This window comes from Paenibacillus sp. NPDC058174 (assembly GCF_042883865.1).
Taxonomy (GTDB): Bacteria; Bacillota; Bacilli; order Paenibacillales; family Paenibacillaceae; genus Pristimantibacillus.
On record NZ_JBHVUY010000001.1, the window covers coordinates 1,118,019 to 1,141,410 of the forward strand.

Sequence of the window (23,392 nt, forward strand, 5' to 3'; positions counted from 1 at the left end):
TCTTGGGTATTTTCCTAGTTTTACATGTTTGTCTGAATTTGTAATCCGACTAAAAGCTTATTTTTCATGTCAGATTCATACGGAGATGATTTTTACGATACAACAAGCAAACCTTATTGTACTATTTATAGTTAAACTTAGATTTTGACGCAAGAAAACTCAAAAAGCCAGCATAAATACGCTAGCTTTTTGACATATTTACATAGGTTAGTAGGTTTGTTGAATAGGATGAACCTTTACCTTGCCCCAAATGCTCTTCCAATTCTTTTTAACCATACGTTCTGCATAGATTTTTACTCTTTCTTTTGTTTCTTCAAAATAAGGTGTTGGTTTTAACAATAAATTTAATACATCTTCAATTCCACAAGGGGCTGTTAAGTCAACGTTGTTTTGCTCATCTAATGTAAGCCCTAGTGCTGTTGCTGTTTCAGGAAATTTTGAGATAGCGTCAGTTGATGATGAATATGGCGGTATGTTATTTACAACGTGCATTCTCGCTTCATTCTTGACAGACCAAGGGATTTTAGGATTTATACTTTTAAGCTTTTGTTCCAATTGCTTTTCTACTTTTTCATCGAGATTGCTATTATCGAAATAAATGACATCAACATCGGGCATTGGTGTCCGTTCAGTATAATCATGAAGTGTATCCCAAATCTTTGAACGAACAAAACCCGCACATACCCACCAGTCTGGCAAATTCAGAGATTTGGCATTTTATAAGATTTCCATCATCCATTCATCATCTTTTACAAGTTGGATTATGTCTTGCTCATTTTCTAATTTCAACATCGTCGCCTTCCGAACATACATTCTCATTATAGCTGATAATAAGAAAATTGGAAGGAATTCTTATTTTGAAGGGTAGCCTTTTCTTTGAATGAATTCTATTTGAATTCATTCAACCTTCAATAAATGTTGGTGTTCGGAGGCCTTCGCGATTTAAAATCCACTGTGCCAATGCATCCCTTGATGGCGCTCCCATAATAAAATTATTATCAGTCTTTCGATGCAGATGGTAATCGGTTATTTCATTTAATGGGATCCAAGCAATCCCCACCTGATGTACGTCAGGCAATTCCCCGACCTTTGCTTCGTTCTGAGAAATAATATTAAACATTGATTAGAGAAGTATTTGAGGAAGTAAATCTAAGGGTTGAACTTCGAGAAATGCTCTTTATTAATGAATTTATCGCCAAGAGAGATTCGATATTTCCAGAGTTAGAACCGGAGATGCATCAAATTGATTTCACTTTTTTGTGTTCTTGTATGCTTTCACCGTGATGTTGCCCTCCTCCCGGTAGAACAAAAAACTCCCCTTGAACTCCCTTTCTCCTTAGTACAAGCAATTTATCATCTTTTATTATTACGGCTCTTGCTGCTGTTCTATTTCTCGAATGAGCATCTATTTCTGTTGTATTTTTCATAATTATGAATTCGCTGCATTGAAAGCATTTCCCTTTGGATGTGCTAAGTTTCAACTGAACCGCACTATCAGCAAAAAACAAACAGCGGCCATAAGGCCGCTGTTTAATCTGCAGATCAGTAATCATTTTTTTCCAAGAAAGCTTTCAACAATAAAATCCAGTTGGGCTTCCAGCGATACAGCATCATTGTAGTAAGAGCCTTCTGCGTTAATGAAAAACACACGGTTTTCTTTTACGGCAGGAAGGTTCTTCCACAGGCTGCTGCCATATACAACTTCCGGATCGCCGTTGTCCCAGCCCCAGTTGCTTGTGAAAATATAATCGCCAGCATAATCTGGCAGTCTCTCGAGAGATAGGTGGATAACTCCTTCACCTTTGTCCATAAGTTCTTCCTGAATAAGCTTTGGAGCCTTCAAGCCAAACTCTTTATATAGAATTTCTCCGCCTCTAGCGTAAAAATCGCCAAATGCATAAATTCCATTCGCGTAAGGTTGAAGGATGGAGACGGTTTTATCGCCTACGACTTGAGTAATTTGCGGTTTGTATTCATTGATTTTCTCATTCCAATTTTTGACCCAATCCTGGGCAGCCTGCTCTTTACCTGCAATCTTTCCGTATTCGAGCATCAAGTCTTTGTAAGAATACTTGCCGTATTCCAGCCTAACCACCGGAGCAATCTTGTCTAGCTCTTTATAGACTGGCTCCAACTCGGCTGCTGCGACTACAATGATAAGATCAGGCTGCCAGCTCAAGATTTTCTCCGGCGAGAAGGAACTGTCTACAGATTGGACTCCGTCCAGCATCCCCTCCAGAAACGGATTCTTCAGCAAATCAGCTTGAACCCCTACGGGTTTAACGCCAAGCGCTAATAAATTACCAGTAAAACTGCCTGTCAAATCTACAATATGTTTGGGATTCATAGGAATGACAACAGTACCTTGACTATCTGTATAGGTTTTAGTCGTTGCATCCGGGGCCGTATTTGTAGAAGCTTGTCCCGCAGACTGCTGTCCCGATACGTTCGTTCCTTCCTTGCTTGTACTGATATTTCCTGCATTCGGGCCACTAGAACATGCAGTAAGCAATAATGTCAAACATAATAGCAATGCAGCCGCAGCCATAGAGGCTGACTTCTTTCCTTTAAACATTCGTAAATCTTCCTTTCCCCTTATCTGATAATGATTCTCATATACATTATCAATATATCGAAGAGGACGACTAGACACAATGGCAGATTGGGAACGAATACGTGGCAATTTCAGAACCGGATCTGCACTAAGATGCTTCGTTCTAAATGTCGCAGGCGATACACCGTAGTATTTCTTAAAACTGCGGCTTAACGTATGCGCATCGGGATAACCAACCAGTTGAGCAATTTCTTGCAGCGGAGCCTCTGTTTCCGTTAGCAGCTGTGCGGCCTTGTCCATGCGAATTTGCGTGAGAAAGCGAATCGGGCTTTCATTCATTTTGCTTTTGAACAGCTTGGTCAAATATCTAGTGCTGCAATCCAGCAAATCCGCCATCATATCGAGCGTTATAGGCTCCATATAGCGTTCATGCATGAAACGAAGCGCCTGCGAAGCCAAATCGGGACGCATAGGCTCGACACCTTGACGCTGCATCTGCCATAATAATTCGTGTACAAATTGGTAAAAAAGCGTCCTCGCATGGAATTTATCCAACGGCTCCTGCTTCATCCAATCTTCAAATATATATCTCGCCTTATCCTGCAAGGAAAGCGGATACTGCGGCATGAAGCCATATTGAAGCTGAAACGGCTTGTTCAACGCTATAAACCTCAGCCATTCTTGAGAGGCAGGCAATGTCAACGAAGCTTTGTATAGGATCAAATAATATTCGAACCGCTCTTCAGCTGCTACATCAAGACGCGCTCCCTTCCCTCCGTGCAGCACGTGAACCCCGTTCACACTATGGGTCTCATCATCCAGCCGGATTTTTGCACGGCCGCGAACAGCACTTAGAAAGGCGCTGGCTGGAAGAAGATATTCCTGCACTACTTCTCCTTGCTCCAGAAGCACATAACGTACATCCATCATTTTAATTGAAGCGTGGTTCCATAACGTAATATGGTCATTCAAATTCATTGCAGCGTATCGTTCCCTCCAGCCGCAAACTGCGGTTATTCTCCTTTTTCAATTATATTGATTATTATTCTCATTGCAAACAATTAATAAGCTTTAAGTACCAGTCCTTAGCACGTTCTTCATCTTCGCATGAACTATAAAGGTCAACAATACGATTGTTAATGAATGACAAGCAATCATCTCCTTATTAATCATAGACTATATTAATATTAGAATGTAAATTTGAATCCGGTAGCTCCCTGTAGTTTATTCTCGGAATGCGTCGGGGTAGATTTCAAAGCTAGATTTCGTTTCATCATCGAAAACTTGAACAGAGTGGATAGAAGGTAAGATAACTGCGACCCGTTCTTGGTTCAATATGCTATTATCCGTCTTCACATAAATTTGTGCTTCCTTCTTATTATCAGAGAAAATAATACTACTAATCGAAGGCTTGCCAAAACTGTTATATATGCAAACCACAGAACCGTTAAACATCATATTACCGCCAGTCCCGAAACCCCAAGCCTTGGTTGTTGTATCTGATAGTCTTTGGAATATTCCCGTATCATCACATCTTTGCATCTTTGAAGGGTTAGAGACGACTTGTGTGCTCTTCGACCGATGATTAATAAGCAATACAGCAGCTGTTAATATAATTAGAGATAAAAATATAATTAACGGTAGCCTGAATTTCATAATCTTCTCCTCTTAAATAAAATTAAACAGAAGCTTCTTGTTAGTATCAGTCACGGCAAACAGGCATGATGTGACTAACATCTTTCTTATTCTACTAAGCATTCTCATATTCCTTGCGGGTTCTCTAACATAATCACTGAGTTGTGTCATCAATTAGTGGCTTAAGTAAAACAAAAAGAGGAGCCTGCGCCCCTCTTCAACTCCACTTTTGCATACGTAAAAATAGAAGCCTTGCTCACATTAACTGTACCTCTCACTGAACCGTTTGATCGCTTCCTCGGTCACAGGCTGGAAGAGGTTAACGAGGTTGCCGTCGGGATCGCGGAAAAGCACAGAACGATTTCCCCACGGCATCGTGGTCGGTTCCTGTACCCAACTCTCGACAAATGGCTTTAAACGCGTATATTCAGCCTCGATATCATCAACGCGGAACTCGATGATGACCGTGTGATTGTTGGCTGCTACTACGGAACCAGCGCCGAATAGTTGCGCCGTCTGGGAATGGCCGATTGCCAAATTGCAGGATGGCATAACGAGTTCGGCAAAAACGGGTGCCGGGCGCTCCGCCGTTACACCGATGACTTTCTCGTAGAACTCAACAAGACGATCCACGTCGTCGGTAATTATGCGTACAGAAACAAAATTCATAACCTAACATCCTTCCTATACTAAATGAAATAATACCGTATCCTATCGCGGGCCAATACCAGCGAAGCTTCGCTATGACCTCACCACTCCTTTACGGTTACATCCCGATTATATAGAAACGCTACTGACAACGTTATGTCAGTAGCGTTTTAACATTTTTTTCATTCAACAAAAGTCCTTTAATAAGTTTCATAAATGAGTTCAGGGTTCATATCCAGCTTGTCATTAAACTCTACATAAATGTAAAGGTGTCCTGCCGGGGTATCACCTGCATCGTAGCCAACCTTAATGGAGTCATCCCCTTCAAATACCAAATTAGCTAGCACCAGTTCAGTTACGTCCTCATCCGGATTCAATTCTGCAATATGGTCTAATGCTCGTTGAGCAAGCTCGCTAAGGTTGTCCCAGGCTTTCCTAATTGCAGGCGATAGCCGATTCATGTCAGCCTTGGCGGGCATATCAACCGAAACAGAAAGCTCTCTGCCCTGGTAACTGAGTTCTGTTACATAGTGAGACAGCGAAGTATCGTATTGAAAAGTTCCTACACCCTCAACTGAATGGTCTGGTTCGACGATGAGATTATTTGAATAATCTAGCTTTATCAGCTGTGGATTATGCTCTGTGTCCAGTTTCGAAATTTTATTTTCAGAGCAGTAAAGCTCAGTTAAAAGCGTATTATTGCTAATATCCAGCTTCGAAATATGATTATTAAAGCATCTTAAACTCTGTAAAGCCGTATTTTGACTGACAACCAGATTTGTTAAATGATTATGATTACAGCGAAGCTCCAGCAAGTCAACACAGCTGCTCACATCAAGACTTATCAAATAATTGCTTCCGCAATCAAGGCGAGTAAGCAGTGCGTTTTGAACAAGCTCCAAACTAAATATTGAATTATGATTGCAATTTAGCTCTCTTAAATTGGTGTTTTGTTCAAGCTTTAATTCTGAGATGATGTTCCAATAGCATTCCAGCTTAGCGAACATGACATTTTGGCTGACATCAAGATTTCTAATCCGGTTAAAGCCGCAATCCAGCACTTCTAATTGTAAGTTTGCCGCTAAGTCTAATGAATGGATCTCATTTTTATTACAGTCCAGCTCTTTCAATAATAGAGTTTGGCTGACATCAAGACTGATAAGCTGGTTATATCTGCAGGACAGCTTTTGCAAATTTGAATTGCTGCTTACATCCAGTGAGGTTAATTGGTTTGCCCCGCAATCCAACGTTATCAAGTTTACATTTTTACTAATATCAAGCTCTGTTAATTTATTAAATGAGCAATCCAGCTCCTCAATCGATGCGAAGTGTTCAATTCCCTGTAAACTGTAGAAATTCTGATTAGCAATTTTAAGCGAGATGATCTTACTAACATCACTCTTTTGAATACTTTCACGATTATCGCAAAAGTTTTCGAGTACGAAGCTTCTAAATTGTTCATCAACAAAATCATGCGTGATATTCATTGCTCTTCTCCTTTGGCTTAATCATGTTTAGATATTTTGCCCTTGATAAACGTATCAGTTATGCAATGACAAACTAGAGTCTATTTTAAACTTTCATCCCCTGTCGGATGATTTAATTCTGTCTTAGAGCCCTCCTACATACGAAAAACCCATATGCGAACCCTCAGTTATATGATAAATATCGAGTATAATTCAAAATCTCTTAACATGGTTTTGAAATTGGATTTTGTGCTAACTTCTCGGGATCAGATATCATGATAATGAATTGCTTTTCGCTTTCAAATTACACTCTTAGACCTAAACGGCCAGCTAATCCTGTAGTAAACTCTTTTTGCGAGTCTAGCTTTAATTCATCAAACACTCTTGTCATGCGTGCCTGTGCTTTTTCCAAGTCACCTATTGAGCAATAGAGTACCGTTAAATGATGTGAATTCTCGTAAATCCCATCTTTCTCACGTAATTCCATTATTCTGATTACATCGTTGATGCTTTTAAATTGCCGAAAGTGAGGGAGTATATAATCTGTAATATCTTTATTTATCATTTGTTTAAGTTCTTTAGTATCAAATGTCAATCTGTACCAACTATCGTTTTTAGTTAGTTCTGTACCACGAATCTGTAAAACTGAGTTTATTACCATTGGAAAAGATGGTTTTGAATATAGATGAACTGTTCCGAATAATTTCTCTATATAAATGCCTGTATTGAAAAAGAACTCAACTTCATCTTGTGTATTCCACTTCGATAACTGAATGTTTGCTGTTGTAGAAAAATCAGAGCATTCATGAGCAAAGTTATTGCCCTGCTTCTTAAATCCCGCTGCCTTAAACAAGGGAGTGATAGTTTCTTTTACAAGTTGCTTAAATACATTCTGCATAGTAATCCTAATCAAACCTCCCTTTAAAAAGTGGAAGCTCAACAACTCTTCAATGCGTTTGAGCGATAACTGTAATAATTTCATTAGCTAAAAGTTCGGTGTCTTTCGTACCATCTACAATCAGGTTACAATCCTTCTTAACATTCTCATTCACAATTGCATAGGTCTCCCTGCTGACTTGCAGATACTGATCAATAAACTCAACAATGCTGCTTAACAAAGCTGATGTCTCAGTACTCTCAGGGACGTTAAGAGCGGCTCTTTTAATTGTCCGGGCTAAAGCAATCTCCGGCGGTATATCAATGCAAACGACATAATCAATAAGCTCAGCTATCTCAGTTCGCTCTCGGCCAAAAGGTTCCTCGACAATAACCCAATCATAATGACTTTCAGACCGAAGCACTTTCAAGTCCTCAATCATTTTCGGGGTTTGAAATTCATCTGGCTCGCAGCCAGCCTTTACCCATTGTGATAAATCTTCAGGGAACCTTGTAGTAGCTTTATAGTCGTCAAAGTGAAGTGATATAGAATTCGGAAGCAGCGCAACAATGGTATTCACTAAACTGCTTTTACCTGAGCCTGATGGTCCGCTAATGGAAACGACTGTAATTCCCATCTCCCAACCTTCTCTCTGTTATCATTATTTATTCTGGTATAACCTTAATCAGCTTCACCCGCTAATCTCTGTCAGCTTGTCCAAGAAAGTTTTGGAATATATCAAATTCGACATCTGCTGCCGCGCCCCCTTTTTGAAAAAGCACTTTTGTCATAAGGCGAATCGGATCTCCTTGCGAAAACCAATAAAGGAGCTGCCGCTGTCAGCTCCTTTATTAGTTTTATTTTTTTCTGCCCCGTCTACCTACTGGAATACTCTGAGCAAAACGAAACACATTATGCGGATCGTATTTTCGTTTCACCTGCTCCAATCTTCTAAAGTTTACACCATAATACGCTTTAGGCCAGTTCTTAATCTGCAAATCAGGAAAATTCACATAATCCCCCTTAACAAAGGGACTTAACGCTTTACGGAATCTCTCCACCCATTGAATATTCCGCTGCTGCTCCCCGTTATTCCTCCAGCGGGCTGACAGTTCGTAGATCGTCTCAGCCTTCCGGTGAGGATAGGCCGTTGCAGTAGGCGATACCCGGCTTACCGCACTTCCTTTACCGCCTAAGCTCTGACTCCACACGCTAGAATGCTTGTTGGGCGCTTTGGATAAATAGTCACGTATTATTCGTACACCTTCACGAGGCAAAGGTTTCAGTCCATATGCCCCGGTAATTTTGAACTTTGGCTCCAAATTTAGATCCGACTCGGCGAAAAATTTGGTTGCTTCGATAAAAGGTACGGTCTTCACCATCACCTTCACCGGAGTGCCTGCTCGCAAGAGCGGTCTAATCAATCGACGCAGCTCATCAGCACCACCAAGCAATTGTCCCGTAGATACAATCGTACCCGTCTGCTTGGCAGATATCTCAATTGTTGAGGTTAGACGATTCGTGACGGCCGGGGACCAGCGCTGCCAAACCGGCAGCACCTTCTCCAGATCTGCCCATTTCCATTTGACGCTATATATCGAAACCGTTGAAATGGGTCTAATCCGAAATGTATAGGCTGTAGCAACGCCAAAGTTTCCGCCCCCGCCGCCTCGTGATGCCCACAGCAGATCGGAATGCTTCCTCCGGTTTGCCACAATCGTCTTCGCCTCATACCGCCCCGAAGCTACAACCATCTTTACTTGCTTCAAGTTATCGCATGTGAGTCCATATTTGCGGGACAGCAGTCCAATGCCGCCTCCAAGGGCTAACCCAGCTACGCCTACATCGGGTGCAGTCCCCGCCGGAAGTGCTACTCGCTTATTCCACAATTTTCTATACACACGGGCAAGCGGATTTCCTGTCTGTACAGTTGCCTCCATTTTTTTGCGGTTAACCTTAACTTTATTCATCTCGCTCACATCGATAATAATACCGCCATTTACAGACGAAAAGCCTTCATAGCTATGCCTCCCGCTTCGAACTCGCAAGCGAATGCCCCTCTCACGAGCCCACTTCACTGCGTTGATTACATCTTGGGTTCGTCTGCAAAAAACAATGACCCTGGGAAATTTGGAGAAGCGTCTATTGTACTCCATTCTGGCTGCATTATATGATGGATTGCCTGGGAATACGATCCTCCCGGTTAATCGTGTACGTGTCCTTTTCCTGTTTGGTGCCATCCGCTTTACACCTTCCCTGTTCATGGAATAAGCCTGCCTCATTAGCTTATTTCTATGTAGGGACACTTGACCTAGTAACGGCAAACGCCTTGTTGGTACCGTAAATGTTTAATAGTTATTCTTTGCATTGACCTCGTTTAGTGAAAAAGATAAGGTAGAAGTACTAGTTTCCAGAAAGAGGAGCGTTGCGGATGGAGATTACGACTGAACTGGTATACCGATTAATTTCCAGCCAATATCCGCAGTGGAGGCATGTTGCGATAAGGCCTGTAGAAAAAAGCGGACACGATAACCGTACATACCGGCTGGGCAACGAAATGACCGTTCGTCTGCCGAGCCATGAACGCTACGCCTCCGCAGTTGAGAAAGAGCTGACTTGGCTTCCGATTTTCAAGCCTCTAATTTCCTTACCGATCCCGGTACCCATTGCAAAAGGTGAGCCTACGGACGAATTCCCGCTTCCATGGTCCGTTAACCGGTGGATTGAAGGCGATACTGTCACGCCTAACAATGTATGTGATCTCAATGAATTTGCAGAGGACCTTGCAGGATTCTTGCAAGAGTTGGAAGCGATCGATGCAAGTCGCGGCATACCAGCAGGCATCCAAAATTTTCACCGCGGGGGAAATCTTGCTGTATACGATCCTGAGACGAGACCGGTCATCGAATCGCTTTCTGGCCTATACGATAAACAGCTGCTGACGGAAATATGGGAGCTTGCCCTTGCAACAACCTGCCAATCGGCACCGGTCTGGCTGCATGGCGACATTGCTGTAGGCAATCTGCTTGTGCAAAATGGACGGCTGTCAGGCGTCATCGATTTTGGAACGATGGGCGTCGGTGATCCCGCAAGCGACCTAGTGATGGCATGGAACTTTTTTGATGATAGAAGCCGTGAAATCTTCCTCACCAATATGAACGTTGATCAGGATACCGTAGATCGTGCGCGAGGCTGGGCGCTGTGGAAAGCTCTCATTACCTGCGCAGGGAATGAGAAGGACTCAGAAGCTTCAATCTGGGGAAAGCGTGTGTTAGACACCATCATCGAGGACTACAAACGGCTGTGAATATAAAGACCTCCGGCGCCAACGACGGAGGTTACTCTTTTCAGATCTTCCCAATTCCTATAGCGAGAATGCAACCTCTATGGGGCTTCGGAAGCGCAGTGCCGAATCTGATATGAATCTGTTACCAACGGTGACAGCAATCCCCCTCGACAGAATCAATTGCCTTCGTATAGGTTTACAGTAAACCAAAAAGAATGCTGATTACCGTTTGACAGCAACCCTGCTGTTCCACCCTGTTGTTCTATAATTTCCTTCACTAAGGACAACCCTAATCCTGATCCTCCCGAATCCCTGCTGCGGGAAGAATCTAACCGATAGAATCTCTCAAATATTAGAGATTTATGTTCCTCGGGTATCGGCTGACCTAAATTTTGGACGATAACTTTATAGCCGGACTTATTCTGCTTCCCTGTAATCTCTACCCAGCCACCCTGGTCATATTGCAGTACATTAGTCAGAAGATTATGCAGCACCTGTTTTAGGCCGTCTTCATCCCCTACTACTTTTGCTGCTTCAGTATTGAGATTTATAGTGACTCCTCTATTTTCGAACTCCAGTGAAAAGTGATCGACACAGGATTCAATCACCTTTTCTATAGAGAGTACATTCCGTTTATGCTCATTGGAAATCTTCTTTCCTTGCCATACATTCAATTGGTGCAGCTGCTCAACTAAACGGGTAATGCGTATCGATTCTTCGTGAAGGGATTGGAAGAGCTCTTTATTACCTTGAATGATCCCCGTGCTTAAAGCTTCCAAATATCCGTTTATATTCGTTAATGGTGTTCGCAGTTCATGTGCGATATCAGACAGCATTTTTTTTCTTAATTCCTCTACTTGTTTCAATTTCAGGCTTAAATGATTAAAATCAGCCGTTAACTGGCCAATTTCATCTTGAACATGAATCGATAGGGGATTTGGCATTTCACCTTGAGCCATTTGTCGCGTCGCATGACCCAATTCCTTAAGCGGAAGAAGCAGCTTTTTAACAATAAAGTAATGGAAGATTGATGCAATCGCTACAGCGGTTAGACTGGCTTTAATTAAAAAGGTCTGCATGGTTTGAGTGAAGATGGCGCTCTCTTCCGGAGTCACAGACGGGGAATTAGAAAACAACATACAAGCGTAGTCCTTTACCGAAACTCCTGCGACCCAAATAGCAATACCAATGACCGCTACATTGAGTAATGTAAATTTCCACATGATGTTGATTCGCAACGGATTATTTTTGAAAAGCAACAAAGCGATACCCCATTCCTCGGATGGTTTCAATTAATTCGCTGTCCCCATCCCACATCAGTTTTTCTCTCAATCTGCCAATATGAACATCAATTGACCTTTCTGTTACTGCCTTTTCATTATTAGGATACAATTCATCAATAATCTGTTCTCGTGTTAAAATTTGATTCGGATGTATCATCAGAAAATACAAAAGACGGAACTCATGCTGTGTAAGTTGTATGGTTTCCCCTTTATAGTGTACTTCCCCCCGTAACGTCTTGATGGTTACTCCGCGGTATGTAAGTTTGCTGCACCGCTGGTTTGTTCTCCGCAAAATAGATTCTACCCGCGCAACCAATTCACCCGGACTAAACGGTTTCGTTACATAATCATCGGCTCCTGATTTCAATCCTTCAATCCGGTTTTGTTCCTCAACTTTTGCAGTTAACATAATAATAGGAATGTCTTCCTTCAACTCTGCTCGAATGCTCTTACAGACTTCTTCACCACTTATTTTCGGAAGCATTAAATCAAGAATTACGAGACAAGGGTCGTATTTTTTAAAGGCATCTAGAGCTTCCTCCCCATCTGCAGCCTCATAGGTTTCATACCCTTCCTTCTCCAAGTACAGGACGATCAGTTTTCGGATTTTCACATCATCCTCTACGACTAAAATCCCGGTGCCATTTGCAGCCATTCTAAACCTCCAAATTTGCTTAGCGTATTTGTGAAACTAGCTTTTCCATCATTTCATAATTCATTGGACCGGTAACCTTTTGCTGAATAATGCCCTTTGAATCAATAATAAAGCTTGTAGGGAGCGCATATACCTGAAAAATATCTCCTGCTTTATTTGTATCATCCAATAAAACCGGGAATGTAATACCAAATTCATTTAGAAACTTAGGAACGCTGTCCACACTTTTCTCTGAGGTAGTCATATTAATCGCAATCACTGTAATATTTTCATCTTTATGTTTATCATAAAATTTTTGCATGTCCGGCATTTCAGCTCTGCACGGCGGACACCAGGTTGCCCACATATTGACGATTACCTTTTTTCCTCTGAAGTCAGAAAGCTTAAAACTGTCACCCTCCAGTGTATTTAACTCAAAGTCCGGTGCAATGTTTCCTTGATTGATACCAATGGTAAGTGAGGACATATCCATTCCCTCAATTGCTTGTTCACTGCCAGCTAAGCTTGCTTCTCGTTCATCATTTTTCTTCATTGTATCGTTAATTCCCCACGCAACCAAACCCAGCAGAATAACAACCACGATCATATTTTTTTTCATAGGGAACATCATCCTCTCTTATTATAACGTTGGCCCAAACGCAGCGAGCCACGCACTTAACTTTTGCAATTGCCCCGTGAATAAGAGCAAGCCCATCGCGATCAAAATCCAGCCGTTCAGCAGCGACAAGCGCGGTAACATTTTATTTATTCTTTTCATGATCCCCTTAGATTTCGTAATCAAAAATGATAACAATAGAAAAGGAATACCTAGGCCCAGCGAATAAAATAACAATAAAAAGACTCCGCTATACATTGTTTCAGAGGATCCGGCCAGCAGTAAAATTGAAGATAAAGCCAGACCGACGCAAGGTGTCCAGCCCGTTCCAAAAGCAATTCCAACGACAAATGAATTCCACCCGCTTCTGTTCTTTGGAACTTTGGTTTCCCACTGCTTTTGAAACATAAGAATACGAAGATTTAAAATCCCTGCAATCTGTAGACCAAATATAATAATAAGCAGCCCGCTAATTTTTTCTAGCAGCCCTCGATTCGCAGCGAATATTTGTCCGATCATACTTGCGGAAGCACCCATAAGCATGAACACTACAGTAAAACCTAAAATAAAGAGAATGGAGCGATTCATCATTGTTTTAATGGAAACACCTTGTTGCCCTCCACTTCCATAAGAACCTGTGAGATTAGCAAGATAAGCGGGTAGAAGCGGGAAAATGCAGGGTGAAAAAAAGGATAGCATACCTGCAGCAACAGCAAATAAAATTGAAATATTGTCCATTTGTAATTCCTCCAGCAAAGTATTCCTAATAACCGTAACGCAGGATTGTTAAGATTCATTTAAGCTCGCTTTTTTTCTAAAACTTTGAGAAAACAAACAAAATAGAGCAACAGCCAAAAAAACAAGCTGCTCACTGGATAGTCCTAAGAACACTACTGTAGAAGAATGTTTTAAAAAATAACCGAAAATTTGCCCGATGCTGAACCAAAGAATGACCTGATTGATCTCTCGCGGCTTTTCAAATCGCTCTTTTCTGTTATATAGCCAAATCAATAATACGCTTACTACTACAAGCTGACTAAGATCATATAGAAATGATTGTGTCAGATAGTTAAAGCTGAGCTGGAACAAAGAATAGACAAATGTATAGGATAACAAGCCTGCCGCCAACACCGCCGTGTATATCCAAAAAGTAATTTTGCGCTTCTTGCTTTGAATAGCAATGAACAAAAGGAGTGCGATTGCCGACAGTATGATCCCACGCCAGCCCCCGGTAAAATAAACAATATAGTACGGATTATTCAAAACAGTGACGGGATTAAAAATAATGACACTAAACTTCCAAATCAGGAATGCCCACAAAAAAGCATTGGTTATATCTTCTAGAATAGGCTTGCTTATATCATTCTTGTCTTTCAGCCAATATTTCATGGCTGCATAAGCTGCCAGTGCAGAAAAGGCAACCGCGATCCAATTATATTTAATAATCAGCGGCCCCCAAACGATAGCATCTTGCATCATGCTCCCTCCTTCCTATAACCATTACTGTATAGCCTGATTGTTAAGATTCGTTTAACTTGAATAACCACAAGTCTGTACCTGCCTACAAAGAATAAAACCACTCCTAACGGTAGGAGTGGTTTTATCTTTGTAGAGCTTATTTAAACGTTTTTGCTGCCTCTTCGGCATAAGTTAAAATCTGAATACGTTCTGCTCGGCCTTCAACCTTTGTCACGATTTGACGTGCCGTTTCAAAATTGAAAGTAACACGTCCTGTCTTTTCAAATCCTTCTGGAATCTCCTGCATTTGATCTACCCTAGCAACAAAATAAATCGTATAGGTATCCGTTTCGTCCCAATACCAAGATGCAAACGGTTTTCGATTGGATTCTAAAATAATTCCCGCTTCCTCCATTGCTTCACGATTCAATGCTTCCTCGATACTTTCATTACCTTCGATTCGCCCGCCAATGGTCGTCAAAACTTGCTCATCCTTATCCCATACCATAACGATTGAACCATCTTCTAAAAGCGGTACGCAATGCACGCCAGCGATTCGTTTATCCATTGGAAGTTTATCAATTTTTTTCAACACTATAACCCATCCTCTCTTATATTTTCTGATGTTGCTTTATTTTTGAGGTTTGGAACACTTAATAATAAATGTCGGAGGAATTAATGCTGCTTTTTCAAGTGAATACCATCTCATTGGATTATCCGGTTCTGTCTGTTCGGGTATAACTACATCTTCAACCACTCGTTCAATTTGAAATCCGGTCTGTATTAATTCATTGATATAAGTGCTGAGTTTCATTTGATTCATCATAGCCGGAATGTTCCATGCCTCGCTCTGATGAATCCCCTCTTCGTGATAAGACTTTTTAACGACAAAAGAATCATTTTCGTATTTAATGCGGTTATGCAGAGGATGTTCCCAACTAAAAATGAAGACCCCGCCTGGCTTCAAGTAATTGAAAACGTTATGTAATGTCTGTCGCAAATCAACAGTCCAGCCAATTGCGTAGATCGAGTAGACAACGTCAAAATAATGATGCGGGAGGCCATGATCGTTTTCCATTGGTCCTTGAAATAATTTCAAGATGGATTCATTCGCCTTAAGCAGATTTCGGGCAGCTTCGAGCTGTGTATCTGATAAGTCAATTCCCCAAAGCTCAGATACCCCGCGAGATGCCATATACTCAAGAGAATGGCCGCTACCGCACCCTATATCCAGAACACGTAAATTTGCTACTTCTCCAAATAAGTTTAAGTCACTTTCCAATGGTGCAAATGGTCCAAAGGTTGGAAGCGCAGTTCTGCCAAAAAATCGAGGAGCCACTTCATCCCAGCTCTTCTTGTTGGATTGAATAAACTCCTCCTGTGTTGTAATCGACATTCATTGTCAACCCTTTCCAAATTTAGATTGAAGAAGATTGTAATTCCGTCTTAGCCTAGACGTTTTTTAGACCTATAACCTATTCGTGAACAGTACGCTGACCCCTTTTTTTGATGGTCATTTTGCCCTGCGGAAAATATGATCGCTAGCATGAATTCATTTATTTAAAGGAGGCCTATGAAATCTGTCCCTGAATATACACCAAGCTTGCATTCTAACTCGAGCTTCAGCGTCGTTACGGATCTTTTTATTGATTTACTCTTGTTGAATGAACCGGCACGTTATCATAATCGCCAAATCGCATCTCGTCAAGAGAAAATGTGCAAATGAGCGACATAGAGGGGAACCCCCCTAACGCTTTCTAAATAGGAATGAATTTCCGAGTATGCAGGGCTATATCGCTTTTTCCAATTCTTCCGGTGTCACGTAAAATATTGTTCAGATTGATGAGGAATATGGAAAGGAGATCTGCATGAACAGCGTGGACAAAATCAGATTTTTACTCTTTTACGGCGAAGCGCCCGAGGCAGCTTGTTACGGGTATATGGAGCTGAATCGGGATGGCAATATGATCGCTCTCTACAATAGTTACGGCGAAGAAATCGACATGTTTGGCGGACATGAATTCGTCAGGGTACGGGCGCTTGGCAAATTCGATAATGAAGACCGCGATAATTTTTACTCCTTATTAGAAAGTGATGGTGTAGGATAACCGCACGACATACAGGTGAAAATTCGACGTGGAACGCAATGAATATTCTCTGGAGGTAGAAGATGAACAAACAGGTTCAAGAGCCAAGCGAAATAAAGAGAGGGCCGATATTAGCGGCCCTGCTCATCGGTGCATTTATTGCGTTTCTCAACGAAAATTTACTTACCAATACATTTCCTGGATTAATGCGTGAGTTTAACGTTGCTGCTTCGACCATACAATGGTTATCGACCGGTTATATGTTGATGATCGGCATACTGGTGCCGGTGACCGCATTGCTGATGCAATGGTTCACGACTCGCCGGATGTTTATGTCTGCGATGGCGTTATTTTTAACAGGTACCTGCTTGTGTGCAGTATCCCCTGGATTCGAAGTCTTGCTAATAGGCAGGGTTGTTCAGGCTTGCGGAACAGGATTATTGATTCCGTTGATGATGAATACGATTCTTTCCCTCTATCCTCCGGAACGCAGGGGAGCTGCCATGGGTCTCATGGGACTTGTCATCATGGTCGCCCCTATCATCGGGCCAGCTTTGTCGGGGTTGGTTATCGATACCTTACACTGGCGATGGCTGTTCTACATGGTGATTCCTGTCGCTTTGTTTTCGATTATTTATGCATTCATTTACTTAAAGAATGTTACAGAAATAACCAAGCCAAGGGTCGATCTTTTATCCATTATTGTATCAACCGTCGGGTTTGGTTGTGTTACCTACGGTTTTAGTCAGACTGGTATCTCTGCTGGTCTTGGGAGTTACAGTTTGATTGCCATAGGCGGCCTCTTCTTGCTCTTGCTTATTTGGCGGCAGCTCAAGATTAAAGAACCTTTGATTAATCTTTCTGTATTCCGGAATCCTGCTTTTTCTTTAGTAGCGGTATTGATAGTAGTACTGATGATGGTTTTATTCGCGACCACGACATTGCTCCCGATCTATATGCAGGATGTAATGCAGTTGTCAGCATTCGCGACAGGTTTACTTCTAATGCCAGGCTGCATTTTAAACGCCATAATGATGCCTGTGACGGGAAAATTATTCGATAAATTCGGGCCAAGATTCGTCATAATGCCCGGACTGGTTATGATCACCCTATCGCTGTGGCTGTTTGCTGGTATCGATAGCGATATAACCCGAGGCTCCATTCTGTTCAATCATATCCTCTTATTCTTAGGCATATCGTTTGTCGTCATGCCGGCGCAGACGGCAGGAATGAATCAACTCCCGCATCACCTGGTCCCCCATGGCACGGCCATATACAATACGCTCCAACAGATTGCTGGGGGAATTGGCATCGCTTTGTTCGTGGGCATTATGTCATCAGGAACTAATAGTTCACTTCAACATTCGCTTGATCCCGCTGCGTTTCAAAACCAAACACAAAATATCGTTGCCGGTTTGCAAACGGTTTTCAGGATCGAATTTATTCTTGCAATACTTGTTTTGGCACTGGGTTGGTTTATTAATGACCGTCTTAATGCCGATTTTTCTCAAAAGAAAGAACCTAAAAACTTGTTGCCTTAGGGTTTGAATCCTATCCATTTTAAGACAAAGGGCTTATCCCAAAAGTCATAAATGCCATAGAAATCGAGCAAAATAAAATAAACCATATTGCAAGGGAATAACCCGAAGCAGATTTTAATTATTGACTACACATTCCATAATAGTTATGATGTAGCCATGAGCAGACCAAGAGAATTTGATTATGATACCGTGCTGCATACCGCAATCGACATTTTTAGGGAATATGGCTATAACGCTTCATCGTATGACATTCTAACGAAAGGAACCAAACTGAACAAACAGAGCCTCTATGGCGCGTTCGGCGATAAAAAAGCTTTGTTCAACAAGTCGCTGTCCTTATACAATGCAGATTTCCTTGAACGGTTTCAGCAATTACTGAGTCATGGTACGACCGCACTGGAGACGCTGCGCTATTGGCAATTGCATTTTCTTCCCTCCCGTCGTGAGCACAATTATGGCTGTTTAATTGTAAATTCAGCTCTAGAGTTACAGAACTCTGAGTCCAGCAATGTCAAAATAGAGTTTAATCTTATGTGCCAGCAGATGAAAGAGATGCTTGAAGCTGTTATTGCAAAAGGCCAACAAGAAGGCTCCGTTACTCTGAAGCTTTCGAGCGATCAAATCTCCGCCCATTTGGTAAACACCATCATTGGGTTAAGAGTCATGGTGCGTTCCGGTGCTCCCAATGAGCAGTTGCAAAGTCAATTGGATACGGCTATTGAATTACTTTTAATCTAATCCACCTCTCGAGGAGAGGTTTTTTTATCCCAAGTTATTGACCACACGTTCAATAATAATAAAATCGAAATGCAGTCTTTCTTTATTTTATAGAAAAGGGTGTTAGCCAAAATGTACAATCGTTCCCATAAAATCATACTGTTCATCACTTGTATCACCGTGTTCATGGCTAGTCTGGATGTTTTTATCGTCAATGTGGCTCTGCACAATATCGGACAATCCATCGGGCAAAGCTCACTTTCCAATCTGAGCTGGGTGCTTAACGGTTACGCCATTTTTTATGCATCACTGTTAGTTCCCGCCGGGAAACTAGCCGACCGCTACGGACAAAAGCGCGGATTCGTCTGGGGAATAGTACTCTTTACAGCCTCCAGTCTGGGCGCAGCACTTAGCGGAAATCTGTGGCTGCTGGTCATGTTCCGGTGCCTTCAGGCAGCCGGGGGTGCACTGCTAACGCCAAGCGGCTTAGGTCTGCTGCTAACGAATATGCCTGACGAACACAAAAAACGTGCAGTCCGGATATGGGCCAGCAGCGGCTCACTTGCAGCTGCCGCAGGTCCAGCCGTTGGAGGCTTTCTGCTGGAGCTCTCATGGGAGTGGATTTTTGTAGTCAACGTACCTATTGGCATTCTTACCATATTGGCTGCGCTCCGCTATATTCCAAAAGATAGGCCGAATCAGGCTTCACGGCTACCTGACCTTTGGGGCGGTCTTCTGCTAATTATTGCTATTGGCTCACTATCACTCGGACTAGACAAAGCGCCTGATTGGGGATGGGGCGGCGTATATACCTGGGCCAGCTTTATCGTATTTGCTGCGACTCTGCTGTGGTTCATTTTACAATCCCGGAGGCATCCCTTCCCGATTATTGAGTTTTCTTTATTTCACAGCAGACCATTCACTAGGTCGAACATGGCTGCCTTTCTGATAAATGCAGCTTTTGCTCTAGAGCTCCTGTCTGTCATCATGTATCTCCAAAATGTATGGAATTGGTCTACTCTGGCCACTGGTCTTGCTCTTACGATAGGTCCTTGTTTGGTATGGCCTTCAGCTATACTTGCTCAACGACTTTCTAAATCTATTCAAATCAACAAGCTTGCGGCATTTGGCAACCTGCTGATCGGTGTAGGACCGCTGCTATTTATCTTGTCTATACAGACCACGCCGAACTACTGGCTGCAAGTTTTGCCTGGCTGGCTGGTAATCGGCATTGGCTACGGATTTGCTCTGCCAATTATAGTCTCTTCCGCTACTTCTGAACTGCCCAGACAGCAGGCATCAACCGGCAGTGCAGTGGTGAACATGTCCCGGCAGATTGGTTCTGTTGTTGGAACGACGCTGCTGGTCATTGCCCTTAGTTCATCGTCAGCACCTTCCCTTGAGACTTATTATAACGGTTGGTGGATTGCCGTCGTTCTCTCTCTGCTTGGAGCGGTTGCAGCACTGGGCATCCTGCCCAAGGCGGCAGCAACAAGGATGCAACCCGTTCAAAAATAGCAATTTAAAACCCTCGAAAAACTTTTGAAATCAAGGTTTTTCGAGGGTTAAACCACCCCCATTATGGAGTGGTATCCTATTTATATGGGTTAGTATTCTAAAAACCTTTTGCTTCATCCCAAATAGATTTGAATGTGCTCACATTCTCGAATCTGGATTCACGATCTTCACTAACGGCCCGTAAAGCTGCTTCGTAGAGCAGGTCCCCTGCTTCCCATTTGGAGAATGAGTGATCCATTTCTCCACCCAGCAAACCAAATGCAATTGCACCCATTGTGAAAACGTTGGTTTTTGCGTCAATCGAGGCATCTAATTCGAATTCTTCAGGCGCCTTTGACCGTTTTGAACCCCAAAAATTTTCTCCCATATCATTTACTGCAGGCGCTTTCCGGTAAAAATCGATGTCACATATTTTCGTCACATGGTTTGAAAAATCATAAAGAATACTTCCGTCGTAGAAATCTACGGCAACATACCCTTTTGATTCAACGTAAGTATGAAAAGAAAAAATGGCATCTAGAGATTTCAGCCGCTTTTCAATAGGCATCTGTTTGAACTTGTAGAACGGTGAATCAGGATGAGTGTGTTTTTGTACTTCTGCAAAGGACCAATGCGAATGCAGACATTCACCTTCGAACCATTCGAAAATTGCTGCATATCCGCTAGCCGTACGGAAGTGATCAATCAGTTGAATAAGATGCGGGTGATTTAAAACCAGGTACAACGGAATTGCATCAGACAGCCGTGACACGGCATCTTGAGGATCTCCCGTAAACTCCAACGGTCTGGCTCCCGCATATTTAACAAACTTTTTCTTCCCCTCCTTCTCAATTCCGAAACAGATATTACCTGAGTCCTGTTGGTCAAATACACAGAACACTTTTCCAAGAGACCGCAACCAGTCAAAATCGTGATGCTCTTGAAGCTGGAAGGTAACACCGTCGAAAGAAAAAACAACTTTTGTAAAATATAAATGATCCATACACTTCCCTCTCGCATTCTGGGGAATTACGCAGTTTACTGGGCTAGATATACGCTTTCCCCTTATTAAGATGCGCCCTGCTTACTATAATGTTTGTTTTCATAGGAAACGCCTCCTTTCAATACTTGATAATGTCTATGTCGCAATTTTAGAGTTGATACTTAACGCCCCTTATATTAGAATTATTCCGCTGTTACGAATAAAGGAGTTGATGTTGTGAACGAAAAAGAAAAATCGCATGCTGGAATGCTATACCAGCCTGGCGATCCTGAGCTGGTCGCAGACCGTGCCGTTACCGTGAAAAAGCTATACGAATATAACAATATACACCCGCTGGACCGCGAAGCAAGACAGGTCGCCATTCGCGGACTGCTGGGAAAGACCGGAGATAATTGCGTTGTGGAACAGCCGCTATTCTGTACTTACGGGTATAACACTACGGTTGGAGACAATTTTTTTCTCAATGTTGACTGCAAGCTCATGGACAGCGGGAAAATTACAATTGGCAACAACGTATTTATTGCGCCTAACGTCTGCCTTATAACTGAAGAGCATGCAATGGATGTAGAACAGCGGGTAGCAGGATTAGAATACACACATCCAGTCACTATTGGTGATAATGTATGGATTTGTGCAGGTGCTATAGTGCTTCCAGGCGTGACGATCGGAGCGAACAGCGTGATTGGGGCCGGCAGTGTCGTTACGAAAGACATCCCGCCAGACAGCTTGGCTGTCGGTAATCCGTGCAAGGTCATCCGCTCTTTGAAAAAATAACTATAGTCAAGTAGCCTTTATTTAAGAACAAAATAGAGAGAAAGAAGTCCTGTGGGGAGTAACTGTTGTATCAGCAGTACCTCCCCAGGGAACCATACTTCAGCTTTTACGCCAAATTCCGCCTTACATATCATGATATTGAAAGCCGGCGACAATCACACCTGCTCCAAATCATGAGAATTGCCAAAAACCTGCTGCTAAATTTTGTATCTCATCCTTCTCGAATTTAGCGAAAATATAAAGAGACCCAAAACCAAAAGGATAACTGTAATCATCTTGAAGCAAGGTGTCGGGGTAACCCTCTTCATCTACTTGCAACAAAAACGAAAATGACTCCTCCTTCAGCTTCGTAAAATAATAATCTTCTTGTTGAATAAGCCTCGGGTTCCCCCCCTACTTTAATTAAAAAAGACTGAGCCATCGATTCCTCGTCATTGCTTAGTACCCCGTCTGAAATTGCATGTTTTATTAGACCTGGGTTAGTAAACCTATCTTTGACGCTCTCAGTTGAAATGGGATGCTCAAACACCTTTATCGAGCAATTAGGAAATTGTTCTCCAAATATTCCTCATAGTCCTCAGGAATGAAGATCGAAATCATACTCTCAGGTTTAAAGGGATGGACGAGACTCAAGTAAAAGCAATATTTTTGGTTATCTTCGTGAATGAGCTCTGCTTGATCATCAAAGAAGTCAGGTGCATTCCCGCCGATCCAGCCTTTACCATGTTCGTTCGCTAGGCCTGATTCCGCATAATATAGAATACAGTCTGTTCTCTCAGTTAAAATATTCATGTGATTTTCCATCGTTGGTAAAGGATTCATTCCCCTTCCTGATAGGATTCATGGTATTTTTCAGTGTAACGTATCTAAAACAAAGTACAGTTTGATCACAAGGCTTGTCTAAAAAAATAATCGTTCAAGTGGCCATTACTACCCCTATCTGGTATTCGTCCTCATAAACAATTTCACCAGGAGGTTCTTGTGAGACCGATTTTATTATTTCTACGCCATAATTCTTTGCGATATTTAAAAATGCAGTTAATTTCTCAATCATTATTTTTGAATGATTATTTTCCTTAAACCACGTGACCGCTCTAATTGGATTACCACCTTCATAAAATGGCGGGTTAGGAAGATGTTCTTCAAACCAACCCACTGTTTCATCATATAGTTTACTATCCTCATCAGATAATTTCCCATCACGCTGCAGGTGAAAAATCACAACAAAGATGCCATAAGGTTGATTGGTATAGGGACTTGAATAATTCCCATGAAATCTAAAGTACAGATAACTCTCCCCCCTTTTTAAAGACAAG

The 23,392-nt window shown here is 42.1% G+C and carries 23 protein-coding genes and 2 pseudogenes; 6 read left to right on the forward strand and 19 right to left on the reverse strand.

Annotation, left to right across the window (positions count from 1 at the left end; all coding sequences use genetic code 11):
• Positions 1-207: 207 nt before the first annotated feature.
• The 9 genes and pseudogenes from ACFVVF_RS04980 to ACFVVF_RS05020 form a co-directional block, all read right to left on the reverse strand.
• Positions 208-789: pseudogene (locus ACFVVF_RS04980) on the reverse strand (nucleotidyltransferase family protein).
• 449 nt (positions 790-1,238) lie between these two features.
• Positions 1,239-1,427 carry an NUDIX hydrolase gene (locus ACFVVF_RS04985; protein WP_387805946.1) on the reverse strand — a complete coding sequence of 63 codons (189 nt, stop codon included), beginning with the start codon at positions 1,425-1,427 and terminating at the stop codon, positions 1,239-1,241.
• A 122-nt stretch (positions 1,428-1,549) separates the two neighbouring features.
• A complete protein-coding gene (locus ACFVVF_RS04990; RefSeq protein ID WP_387805948.1) occupies positions 1,550-3,532 on the reverse strand; it encodes an ABC transporter substrate-binding protein in 1,983 nt (660 codons plus the stop codon).
• 246 nt (positions 3,533-3,778) lie between these two features.
• Positions 3,779-4,210, reverse strand: a complete 432-nt coding sequence (locus ACFVVF_RS04995) for a hypothetical protein (protein WP_387805950.1) — start codon at positions 4,208-4,210, stop codon at positions 3,779-3,781.
• Positions 4,211-4,450: 240 nt separating this feature from the next.
• On the reverse strand, positions 4,451-4,858 hold the full coding sequence (locus ACFVVF_RS05000; RefSeq protein WP_387805952.1) for a VOC family protein: 408 nt from the start codon (positions 4,856-4,858) through the stop codon (positions 4,451-4,453).
• Positions 4,859-5,037: 179 nt separating this feature from the next.
• A complete protein-coding gene (locus ACFVVF_RS05005; protein ID WP_387805954.1) occupies positions 5,038-6,324 on the reverse strand; it encodes a leucine-rich repeat domain-containing protein in 1,287 nt (428 codons plus the stop codon).
• Between the two features lie 283 nt (positions 6,325-6,607).
• Complete coding sequence (locus ACFVVF_RS05010; RefSeq protein WP_387805956.1) at positions 6,608-7,285, reverse strand: DUF4304 domain-containing protein; 678 nt, start codon at positions 7,283-7,285, stop codon at positions 6,608-6,610.
• A complete protein-coding gene (locus ACFVVF_RS05015; RefSeq protein ID WP_387805958.1) occupies positions 7,251-7,817 on the reverse strand; it encodes a nucleoside/nucleotide kinase family protein in 567 nt (188 codons plus the stop codon). The genes ACFVVF_RS05010 and ACFVVF_RS05015 overlap by 35 nt, the downstream gene beginning before the upstream one ends.
• Before the next feature lie 220 nt (positions 7,818-8,037).
• Positions 8,038-9,420 (reverse strand): FAD-binding oxidoreductase, encoded by a 1,383-nt coding sequence (locus ACFVVF_RS05020; RefSeq protein ID WP_387805960.1) that lies wholly within the window; start codon positions 9,418-9,420, stop codon positions 8,038-8,040.
• Positions 9,421-9,611: 191 nt separating this feature from the next.
• Between ACFVVF_RS05020 and ACFVVF_RS05025 the strand changes: the two genes are divergently transcribed.
• Entirely contained in the window at positions 9,612-10,487 is an 876-nt protein-coding gene (locus ACFVVF_RS05025; protein WP_387805962.1) for an aminoglycoside phosphotransferase family protein, read from the forward strand.
• 155 nt (positions 10,488-10,642) lie between these two features.
• Here ACFVVF_RS05025 and ACFVVF_RS05030 read toward each other — a convergent pair whose 3' ends face one another.
• The 7 genes from ACFVVF_RS05030 to ACFVVF_RS05060 all read right to left on the reverse strand — a co-directional run bounded on the left by ACFVVF_RS05030 (position 10,643) and on the right by ACFVVF_RS05060 (position 15,853).
• Positions 10,643-11,758 carry a sensor histidine kinase gene (locus ACFVVF_RS05030; RefSeq protein WP_387805964.1) on the reverse strand — a complete coding sequence of 372 codons (1,116 nt, stop codon included), beginning with the start codon at positions 11,756-11,758 and terminating at the stop codon, positions 10,643-10,645.
• Positions 11,709-12,404 (reverse strand): response regulator transcription factor, encoded by a 696-nt coding sequence (locus tag ACFVVF_RS05035; RefSeq protein ID WP_387805966.1) that lies wholly within the window; start codon positions 12,402-12,404, stop codon positions 11,709-11,711. Before ACFVVF_RS05035 ends, ACFVVF_RS05030 begins: the two co-directional genes overlap by 50 nt.
• A gap of 19 nt (positions 12,405-12,423) precedes the next feature.
• Complete coding sequence (locus ACFVVF_RS05040; RefSeq protein ID WP_387805968.1) at positions 12,424-13,002, reverse strand: TlpA disulfide reductase family protein; 579 nt, start codon at positions 13,000-13,002, stop codon at positions 12,424-12,426.
• Positions 13,003-13,023: 21 nt separating this feature from the next.
• A complete protein-coding gene (locus ACFVVF_RS05045) occupies positions 13,024-13,737 on the reverse strand; it encodes a cytochrome c biogenesis CcdA family protein (protein WP_387805970.1) in 714 nt (237 codons plus the stop codon).
• Positions 13,738-13,785: 48 nt separating this feature from the next.
• A complete protein-coding gene (locus ACFVVF_RS05050; protein ID WP_387805972.1) occupies positions 13,786-14,478 on the reverse strand; it encodes a hypothetical protein in 693 nt (230 codons plus the stop codon).
• A gap of 136 nt (positions 14,479-14,614) precedes the next feature.
• A complete protein-coding gene (locus tag ACFVVF_RS05055; protein WP_387805974.1) occupies positions 14,615-15,052 on the reverse strand; it encodes an NUDIX hydrolase in 438 nt (145 codons plus the stop codon).
• Positions 15,053-15,088: 36 nt separating this feature from the next.
• Entirely contained in the window at positions 15,089-15,853 is a 765-nt protein-coding gene (locus ACFVVF_RS05060; RefSeq protein WP_387805976.1) for a class I SAM-dependent methyltransferase, read from the reverse strand.
• Positions 15,854-16,325: 472 nt separating this feature from the next.
• Here ACFVVF_RS05060 and ACFVVF_RS05065 point away from each other — a divergent pair, with 472 nt between their 5' ends.
• From ACFVVF_RS05065 to ACFVVF_RS05080, 4 genes are all read left to right on the forward strand, one after another.
• Positions 16,326-16,565: a hypothetical protein gene (locus tag ACFVVF_RS05065; protein WP_387805978.1), complete on the forward strand. Its 240-nt coding sequence runs from the start codon at positions 16,326-16,328 to the stop codon at positions 16,563-16,565.
• 62 nt (positions 16,566-16,627) lie between these two features.
• Entirely contained in the window at positions 16,628-18,085 is a 1,458-nt protein-coding gene (locus tag ACFVVF_RS05070; protein ID WP_387805980.1) for an MDR family MFS transporter, read from the forward strand.
• 87 nt (positions 18,086-18,172) lie between these two features.
• Positions 18,173-18,823, forward strand: coding sequence for a TetR/AcrR family transcriptional regulator (locus ACFVVF_RS05075; protein ID WP_387805982.1), 651 nt, complete (start codon positions 18,173-18,175; stop codon positions 18,821-18,823).
• Positions 18,824-18,934: 111 nt separating this feature from the next.
• Positions 18,935-20,320, forward strand: coding sequence for an MFS transporter (locus ACFVVF_RS05080; RefSeq protein WP_387805984.1), 1,386 nt, complete (start codon positions 18,935-18,937; stop codon positions 20,318-20,320).
• Positions 20,321-20,417: 97 nt separating this feature from the next.
• Here the strand turns inward: ACFVVF_RS05080 and ACFVVF_RS05085 are convergent, their stop codons facing one another.
• Positions 20,418-21,302, reverse strand: a complete 885-nt coding sequence (locus ACFVVF_RS05085) for a protein kinase family protein (protein ID WP_387805986.1) — start codon at positions 21,300-21,302, stop codon at positions 20,418-20,420.
• 216 nt (positions 21,303-21,518) lie between these two features.
• On the opposite strand from ACFVVF_RS05085, the gene ACFVVF_RS05090 reads away from it, so the two are divergent.
• Entirely contained in the window at positions 21,519-22,076 is a 558-nt protein-coding gene (locus ACFVVF_RS05090) for a sugar O-acetyltransferase (protein WP_387805988.1), read from the forward strand.
• Positions 22,077-22,247: 171 nt separating this feature from the next.
• Here the strand turns inward: ACFVVF_RS05090 and ACFVVF_RS05095 are convergent.
• Positions 22,248-22,880 (reverse strand): annotated as a pseudogene (locus tag ACFVVF_RS05095) (hypothetical protein).
• A 112-nt stretch (positions 22,881-22,992) separates the two neighbouring features.
• A complete protein-coding gene (locus tag ACFVVF_RS05100) occupies positions 22,993-23,391 on the reverse strand; it encodes a hypothetical protein (protein WP_387805990.1) in 399 nt (132 codons plus the stop codon).
• Position 23,392: the final 1 nt, after the last annotated feature.

What these genes read in the sequence shown, in the direction of transcription:
- ACFVVF_RS04995 (WP_387805950.1), bottom strand. Translation starts at nt 4,210, where the DNA reads ATGAAATTCAGGCTACCGTTAATTATATTTTTATCTCTAATTATATTA.
- ACFVVF_RS05035 (WP_387805966.1), bottom strand. Translation starts at nt 12,404, where the DNA reads ATGGCTGCAAATGGCACCGGGATTTTAGTCGTAGAGGATGATGTGAAA.
- ACFVVF_RS05005 (WP_387805954.1), bottom strand. Translation starts at nt 6,324, where the DNA reads ATGAATATCACGCATGATTTTGTTGATGAACAATTTAGAAGCTTCGTA.
- ACFVVF_RS05080 (WP_387805984.1), top strand. Translation starts at nt 18,935, where the DNA reads ATGTACAATCGTTCCCATAAAATCATACTGTTCATCACTTGTATCACC.
- ACFVVF_RS04990 (WP_387805948.1), bottom strand. Translation starts at nt 3,532, where the DNA reads ATGAATTTGAATGACCATATTACGTTATGGAACCACGCTTCAATTAAA.
- ACFVVF_RS04985 (WP_387805946.1), bottom strand. Translation starts at nt 1,427, where the DNA reads ATGAAAAATACAACAGAAATAGATGCTCATTCGAGAAATAGAACAGCA.
- ACFVVF_RS05025 (WP_387805962.1), top strand. Translation starts at nt 9,612, where the DNA reads ATGGAGATTACGACTGAACTGGTATACCGATTAATTTCCAGCCAATAT.
- ACFVVF_RS05015 (WP_387805958.1), bottom strand. Translation starts at nt 7,817, where the DNA reads ATGGGAATTACAGTCGTTTCCATTAGCGGACCATCAGGCTCAGGTAAA.
- ACFVVF_RS05000 (WP_387805952.1), bottom strand. Translation starts at nt 4,858, where the DNA reads ATGAATTTTGTTTCTGTACGCATAATTACCGACGACGTGGATCGTCTT.
- ACFVVF_RS05010 (WP_387805956.1), bottom strand. Translation starts at nt 7,285, where the DNA reads ATGAAATTATTACAGTTATCGCTCAAACGCATTGAAGAGTTGTTGAGC.
- ACFVVF_RS05050 (WP_387805972.1), bottom strand. Translation starts at nt 14,478, where the DNA reads ATGATGCAAGATGCTATCGTTTGGGGGCCGCTGATTATTAAATATAAT.
- ACFVVF_RS05085 (WP_387805986.1), bottom strand. Translation starts at nt 21,302, where the DNA reads ATGGATCATTTATATTTTACAAAAGTTGTTTTTTCTTTCGACGGTGTT.
- ACFVVF_RS05040 (WP_387805968.1), bottom strand. Translation starts at nt 13,002, where the DNA reads ATGAAAAAAAATATGATCGTGGTTGTTATTCTGCTGGGTTTGGTTGCG.
- ACFVVF_RS05065 (WP_387805978.1), top strand. Translation starts at nt 16,326, where the DNA reads ATGAACAGCGTGGACAAAATCAGATTTTTACTCTTTTACGGCGAAGCG.
- ACFVVF_RS05070 (WP_387805980.1), top strand. Translation starts at nt 16,628, where the DNA reads ATGAACAAACAGGTTCAAGAGCCAAGCGAAATAAAGAGAGGGCCGATA.
- ACFVVF_RS05045 (WP_387805970.1), bottom strand. Translation starts at nt 13,737, where the DNA reads ATGGACAATATTTCAATTTTATTTGCTGTTGCTGCAGGTATGCTATCC.
- ACFVVF_RS05020 (WP_387805960.1), bottom strand. Translation starts at nt 9,420, where the DNA reads ATGGCACCAAACAGGAAAAGGACACGTACACGATTAACCGGGAGGATC.
- ACFVVF_RS05060 (WP_387805976.1), bottom strand. Translation starts at nt 15,853, where the DNA reads ATGTCGATTACAACACAGGAGGAGTTTATTCAATCCAACAAGAAGAGC.